The 5,670-nt window shown below is 36.7% G+C and carries 7 protein-coding genes; 5 read left to right on the top strand and 2 right to left on the bottom strand.

Annotation, left to right across the window (positions count from 1 at the left end; all coding sequences use genetic code 11):
* Positions 1 to 301: 301 nt before the first annotated feature.
* The 3 genes from VNZ46_RS07275 to VNZ46_RS07265 all read left to right on the top strand — a co-directional run bounded on the left by VNZ46_RS07275 (position 302) and on the right by VNZ46_RS07265 (position 3,158).
* Entirely contained in the window at positions 302 to 1,600 is a 1,299-nt protein-coding gene (locus VNZ46_RS07275; protein WP_325559416.1) for a spondin domain-containing protein, read from the top strand.
* Between the two features lie 90 nt (positions 1,601 to 1,690).
* Complete coding sequence (locus VNZ46_RS07270) at positions 1,691 to 2,539, top strand: helix-turn-helix domain-containing protein (RefSeq protein WP_325559415.1); 849 nt, start codon at positions 1,691 to 1,693, stop codon at positions 2,537 to 2,539.
* Positions 2,529 to 3,158, top strand: coding sequence for a peroxiredoxin family protein (locus tag VNZ46_RS07265; protein ID WP_325559414.1), 630 nt, complete (start codon positions 2,529 to 2,531; stop codon positions 3,156 to 3,158). Before VNZ46_RS07270 ends, VNZ46_RS07265 begins: the two co-directional genes overlap by 11 nt.
* A gap of 34 nt (positions 3,159 to 3,192) precedes the next feature.
* On the opposite strand, the gene VNZ46_RS07260 is transcribed toward VNZ46_RS07265, so the two are convergent.
* Both VNZ46_RS07260 and VNZ46_RS07255 read right to left on the bottom strand, forming a co-directional pair.
* Positions 3,193 to 4,353 carry an acyltransferase gene (locus VNZ46_RS07260; protein ID WP_325559413.1) on the bottom strand — a complete coding sequence of 387 codons (1,161 nt, stop codon included), beginning with the start codon at positions 4,351 to 4,353 and terminating at the stop codon, positions 3,193 to 3,195.
* Positions 4,354 to 4,415: 62 nt separating this feature from the next.
* Positions 4,416 to 4,925 (bottom strand): hypothetical protein, encoded by a 510-nt coding sequence (locus VNZ46_RS07255; protein WP_325559412.1) that lies wholly within the window; start codon positions 4,923 to 4,925, stop codon positions 4,416 to 4,418.
* Between the two features lie 265 nt (positions 4,926 to 5,190).
* Here VNZ46_RS07255 and VNZ46_RS07250 point away from each other — a divergent pair, with 265 nt between their 5' ends.
* A complete protein-coding gene (locus VNZ46_RS07250; RefSeq protein ID WP_325559411.1) occupies positions 5,191 to 5,394 on the top strand; it encodes a hypothetical protein in 204 nt (67 codons plus the stop codon).
* A 97-nt stretch (positions 5,395 to 5,491) separates the two neighbouring features.
* On the top strand, positions 5,492 to 5,670 hold a 179-nt coding region (locus VNZ46_RS07245; protein ID WP_325559417.1), incomplete at its 3' end, for a PD-(D/E)XK nuclease family transposase.

Genomic DNA, 5,670 nt, shown 5'->3' with positions numbered 1-5,670 from the left:
AGTTCTCATTAATGCTTTTAAAAGGTTTCATCAATAAGAGCGGTAGCCCCGGATCTCCGGGGCTATTTCTTAATAGGTTAGAATCACCACAAATTAATCGCCTATATATCCCTATGAAACATTCATATAACCTGTCGCCTTGATAGGAAACTGGCCCGTTCACTGTAAAGACACAGGTTAAACATCGGCATTCGGGAAATATAGTCAACTCAACGGGAAGTAGAGATATTGCCGCAACTTTCTAATACGGCTAGGTTTGTATTGTCATTTAGGTTATAAAATCATAATAAAACTGAATACAATGAAAAACTTAATAATTAGAAAAATGAGTGGCGTATTGGTATTGGCCACCTCTGTATTGGTATCCTTTACTTCTTGCACTAAGAAAGATGATCAAATGGTTTCCACACAATCTAAAGGCATTACTATAGAAAATGTCTTAGAAAGCAAACCATTAGTCCAATCGGGAACCTTTAAAGGGACTGGTACTCCTCCAGTAATTTTACCTGGCCAATCTGTAAGTTTTAGTTTTTATGCAGGACCTGGTCAGTTTCTTAGTTTTGCCACTATGTACGGATGGAGTAATGATCTGTTCTTTGCTCCGGAAAACCCCGGGATCAAGTTATACGATGATGCAGGTAAGCCTATTACAGGAGATGTGTCCTCTCAAATAAAACTATGGGACAATGGTACACGTATCAACCAGGTACCAGGCATTGCCGTATCCCATCCCGGTACAGCTGAGGCAACATCAAAAAATATTACCGAAATAACAGGAACTGATGCACAAGGTAATACCTACCTATCTGCGTCGCAGTTGGTAAAAGCGAGCCTCGCTTATGATGGCAATTCAAAATTCACGATTACATTAATGAATAACTCTGGGGGAACAGCTAATGCAACTCCTTTAAGCCCAGGTGTGTGGGCAATTTCATACAATGTAGGTGGCAACCTTCAAAATGCCATGCCTATTTACACCAAAGGACAGCCAACTGCCAATGGACTCACCAATATTGCCGAAATGGGAGATAACGCTGTTTTGAATACCTACCTTGCCGGTATTACGGGTATTTTTACGCCTCTTTCTCCGGTATTGGTGGTCGTATATAGTGGTAATGAAAATCCATTTTATAAAACCGGAGAGAACGATCGTGGAGAAGGACTGAAAAACCTTGCGCAGATGGGTAATGCGGATATTTTAGCCCAGGCCCTTCGTACAAAACCAGGAGTAAAAAATGTGTATGTTCTTAAAGAACCTACAACTACAGTATTGTTACCTAAAATTGGAACTACTGGCGGAGGTAAAGTTACACAACAGCTTACACTTGCTACCGGAGACCGCATAGCGATTGCCACCATGTATGGATTTAGTAAGGACTGGTTCTTTGCAACCAAGGGCAATGGTATTGATGCTGCGGCAACAGGTGATGTGTCTTCTTCCATTGCTTTGTACGATAACGGTACCGCACTTGATTTGTTTCCTGGAGCGAGCGGTACAGCCCCTGCAGAAAGTAAAGCTATAAACGAGGTACCCAATCCTAATATGTATACCACACTTCCGGCAATTAACCAAATCATAAAAGTTACCATCAATAAATAACCAGTGCAATTGAAAAATGGCAGTTTCGGCGCAGGATGCATTTTAGTGTTACATTTACTGTAAATATTATAACTTATCATCACTCAAAAAATGGAACTATTATTTGAAGATAAAAAGACCGGAGGCTTTCTCACCATGCAAAGAGAAAGCCCCGGTCTAAAAGGAGATGGTATTTTAAAAAGCAGCACGATCAATAGTATTGTTTACAATAAGAATGCTCCTCAAAAGGTAATGATCGATGAGGTACCCTATATTCTGGAAAGCAATACGATCCTGACTCTTATGGCCAATCAGCACTTTGTATTTGAACAACCTGAGCAGCTAACTGCCTGGCAGTTTAACAGGGAGTTTTATTGTATTGTAGACCACGATGCAGAGGTTGGATGTGTTGGCTTTATTTTTTATGGTACAAGGCAACCACTTTTTACACTCCTTTCCAGTTTAGACAAATTGGAAATTGAAATAATTGAAAAGTTATGTATTGCAGATATGAAAACAATAGACCGGATGCAGGGAGAAATGCTTCGTACCATGCTCAAACGTCTTATCATCAGTATTACCCGCATCGCCAGGAAGGCTTGTAACAATCCAGAACTGTCTGATGAAAAATTGGATTTGGTTCGTATGTTTAATCTGTTGCTGGAAGGTCATTATAAAAATGAACATGAAGTGCAGTTCTACGCACAAGCCTTAAATAAGTCGCCCAAAACACTTTCAAATCTTTTTGCATTGTTGGGCGTAGGTGCACCCTCCAGATTGATAAAAGACAGGGTTATTCTTGAAGCCAAGCGGTATCTTCAATACACTGATAAATCGGCAAAAGAAATAGCATATTCCCTGGGCTTTACTAGTCCCGCACATTTCAGCCGGTTTTTTAAACAACATACCGGAAACAATATTTCAACCTTTAAAACTAAATTTAATATAAATGAACTTTAAATATTTCATAACAGGTATTGCACTTGCATTTGTCACCATGATGGGTGTTGATGAGGCGAAAGCCCAGGAAATTTACCCTGAAAAAGCAGAAGATATAAGCCCGCTACTTATAGGTGAGAAGATTCCACAAGTTAAATTGACAGACGCTATTGGTCATGTTTTTGATCTGAATAAAGCGGTTAGCGCTAAACCCACTATATTGATTTTTTATCGTGGCGGATGGTGCCCGTATTGTAATCTGCAATTATCAGGATTACAAGAAATAGAAGAAGAGTTGAGAAAGACGGGGTATCAGATCATCGCTGTTAGCACGGATAAACCCGATAACCTAAAAGAGAGTGCAGAAAAAGAGAAACTGAGTTATACCTTGCTTTCCGACGATGATCTGAATTTTGCCAAACAATTAGGTATCGCATTTAAAGCACCAGAAGCCTATCGTAAAATGCTGGTCAAAACTACAGCCGAAAAAAATACAGATATGCTTTTACCCGTACCTTCAGTATTTATCCTGAATAAGAATGGGGAAATCCGTTTTGAATACATCGAACCCAACTTTAAAGAACGAATTAGTCCGGAATTGTTGAAAGCGGTTGCGTCCACTTTGTATAAGGGTTTATAAACCTCTAATTTGTAATATGAGTTGAATTAACGGTTTATATAGGAGCAGTACCAATGTTGGCGGCAGGTTTTAGTTTCCCTTTTATGATTATACTTCGTAATTTCATAAATGGTTTCTCTACTATCAAGTGTAGTAAATATGCTGCCAATATGCAGGTTATTATACAAATTATGAGCATTATATTACTTTCTATCTTAAATTGATCCAATAATTTGTGTGTTACGTGAATTATACCTTTATGTGTCAAATAGATTGCAAAGGAAAGGTTTGCAATAAACGTGGTAGTTTTTGAATTCCACTTATACAAAAAGCTTGTCGGGCTAATTGAGCCTAAAACTATAAATCCAAAGCCAAGTGCGACCAATGGAAAACCAAAAATGGAAGCGCTAAATGTTTGTTGGTCTTCACATAATAAGTAGGCACTTGTCAAAACACATAAACTTAGTAGAATAAACTGATTTCCATATTGTGAAATTTTACTATAAAATTTTGGCAAGAAAACATAAATACCTGCAAGCGAAATGCCAACTAAAAGTCCGTCTAGACGGCTATACGTTGGATAATAAATGTATTTGTGCCAATACATCCAACTGTAATCATCTTCAATTTTAGGTAGATACAAGTATTTATAACAATAAAGTCTAATTCCAAAACCAAATAAAAACAGCGCTATTAATAGCCAATATGATTTAGCAAATAGTTTTTCTTTTTGTAAGAAAATTAAAACTATAGGAAAAAACAAATAAAAATGTTCTTCTACACATAAAGACCAAGCGTGAGAAAAGGTTCCAAAATCCTTTACATCAAGCCCAATATTTTGAGTAAAAGTTAAAACCTTCCAGAGTGGTGGCAGTGCTTCTCTTTCCCTGAAAAATGGAAAGCAAAAATAAAGTCCAACTGTTACCAAAAACGCAGGAACTATCCTAAAGAATCGTTTAATAAAAAAGATTTTAAATGAAATAGTTTGTTCTTGTTTGACTTGATAGAAAATTTGAGAAGAGATTAAAAAACCACTCAACACAAAAAACAAGTCAACGCCTGTCCAACCGAACGAAGCTACATCTGGTAACCATTCCGGTTGTCCACGAGTAACTATAAAATAATGATAAAAGAAAACTACTATAATCGCTAATGCTCTTAAGTGGTCAAGTCCGTATAATTTCTTATGAATGTCTAAGCCTGATTTTGTGGTCATTTTATTGTTTGCCTTGCCGGTTGTTCTGTAAGTTGGCAGTTTGGGAAATTACCGCCACTAGTTCACTTACTTGATGCTCGCCATTTCTGTTGTAGCATCTTGCGTTTTTCGTAGTCCGTCAGTAGTCTATTCATTACTGCTATTCTTTCCTCATTTACGGGAGTTGTCTGGCATAAATAATCCACCATATTATTGATATCATGGAACTGATTATCATTAGCAATTTTACCGCTATCTATAATCTTATCAATCCGTATATAGTAAGCACTGAAGATATTAATGTCAGATTTGGTTCTTACCTTCAAGTAATCATTAAATTTAGAATCCTTAGTTTCAACGAACCGTTCAGTTAGATCACGAAACCACTGTTTTAATCTAGTAAGCCTACCCTTGACATAGTTTTCCTCTACTTGTACCTTTAGATTAATATAATATTGCCGGGAATCAAAGTCCGAGGTTACAATATGAAAAGAGGGGTTTTCTAAACAATAGTCTAGGGTTGCTATCAATAGCGCCTTATACTTATCAAGCTCAATAGCCTTCGCTTCCTTCGATAAAACTTCTTTCTTCATGGTAACACAATATCCACTTTTTATTCAATAATCTATTATTAAAAGGAAGCTACACTTTTTTGGATATTTGTATGATGGTTTTGTTATCTAGAATTATATATTTAAACATGGGATTGCTGCTGCCTATACCCTGAGGTGGGAAATTGGTAAAGATAGGGCAGGAAAAAAGTAATTAGGTTACCTAAAGTCGAAATCGACAGTTTTACTGATCAAATCCTATAAAGTTCGATATCTTTAGTAATGGTAAAAATTATAAACCCAAAATATGAACTTTCTAAATGCAAAAACCGTTTGGGCAAATAAAGAATTTATTCCGTTTAAACTTTGTATTGCCAGCATCTATGTGATTATAGGTAGTTACTTCCATAATTTCTTTGAAAGCTATTATGTTCCGCTTTTTATTTTGTTTGGTATTTCTGTTGTCTGGACTGTGGCTTTGTGGCTAAAGAAAATGAAAAGCAAAAATTAATGTGTCTTTTCCTGATTAGGGGGCAGGTTTTAGACGAAATCAATTGGAACTCTGAGGTCGTTAATTAATACCGTCTAACAAATGATATATTTGTTAAATGAGTAACTTTGTTAAGACCAGTAATGAATTGGAATCTGATCTGGACAAGTGGCTGTACTCCTTAAAGCACTTAAGCGATATGGATGATATGCCGCCACATTTACGAAAGACGATTTTTGAGAAACTATATAATATAGCGGATTATACAAAGATGACAAAGGAAGAACAGGACATATA

The sequence above is a fragment of the Pedobacter sp. genome (assembly GCF_035566355.1).
GTDB lineage: Bacteria > Bacteroidota > Bacteroidia > Sphingobacteriales > Sphingobacteriaceae > Pedobacter.
Note: the sequence above shows the minus strand (reverse complement) of the source record. Positions and strands in the feature narration are given on the sequence as shown.

What these genes read in the sequence shown, in the direction of transcription:
- VNZ46_RS07250 (WP_325559411.1), top strand. Translation starts at nt 5,191, where the DNA reads ATGAACTTTCTAAATGCAAAAACCGTTTGGGCAAATAAAGAATTTATT.
- VNZ46_RS07275 (WP_325559416.1), top strand. Translation starts at nt 302, where the DNA reads ATGAAAAACTTAATAATTAGAAAAATGAGTGGCGTATTGGTATTGGCC.
- VNZ46_RS07260 (WP_325559413.1), bottom strand. Translation starts at nt 4,353, where the DNA reads ATGACCACAAAATCAGGCTTAGACATTCATAAGAAATTATACGGACTT.
- VNZ46_RS07270 (WP_325559415.1), top strand. Translation starts at nt 1,691, where the DNA reads ATGGAACTATTATTTGAAGATAAAAAGACCGGAGGCTTTCTCACCATG.
- VNZ46_RS07255 (WP_325559412.1), bottom strand. Translation starts at nt 4,925, where the DNA reads ATGAAGAAAGAAGTTTTATCGAAGGAAGCGAAGGCTATTGAGCTTGAT.
- VNZ46_RS07265 (WP_325559414.1), top strand. Translation starts at nt 2,529, where the DNA reads ATGAACTTTAAATATTTCATAACAGGTATTGCACTTGCATTTGTCACC.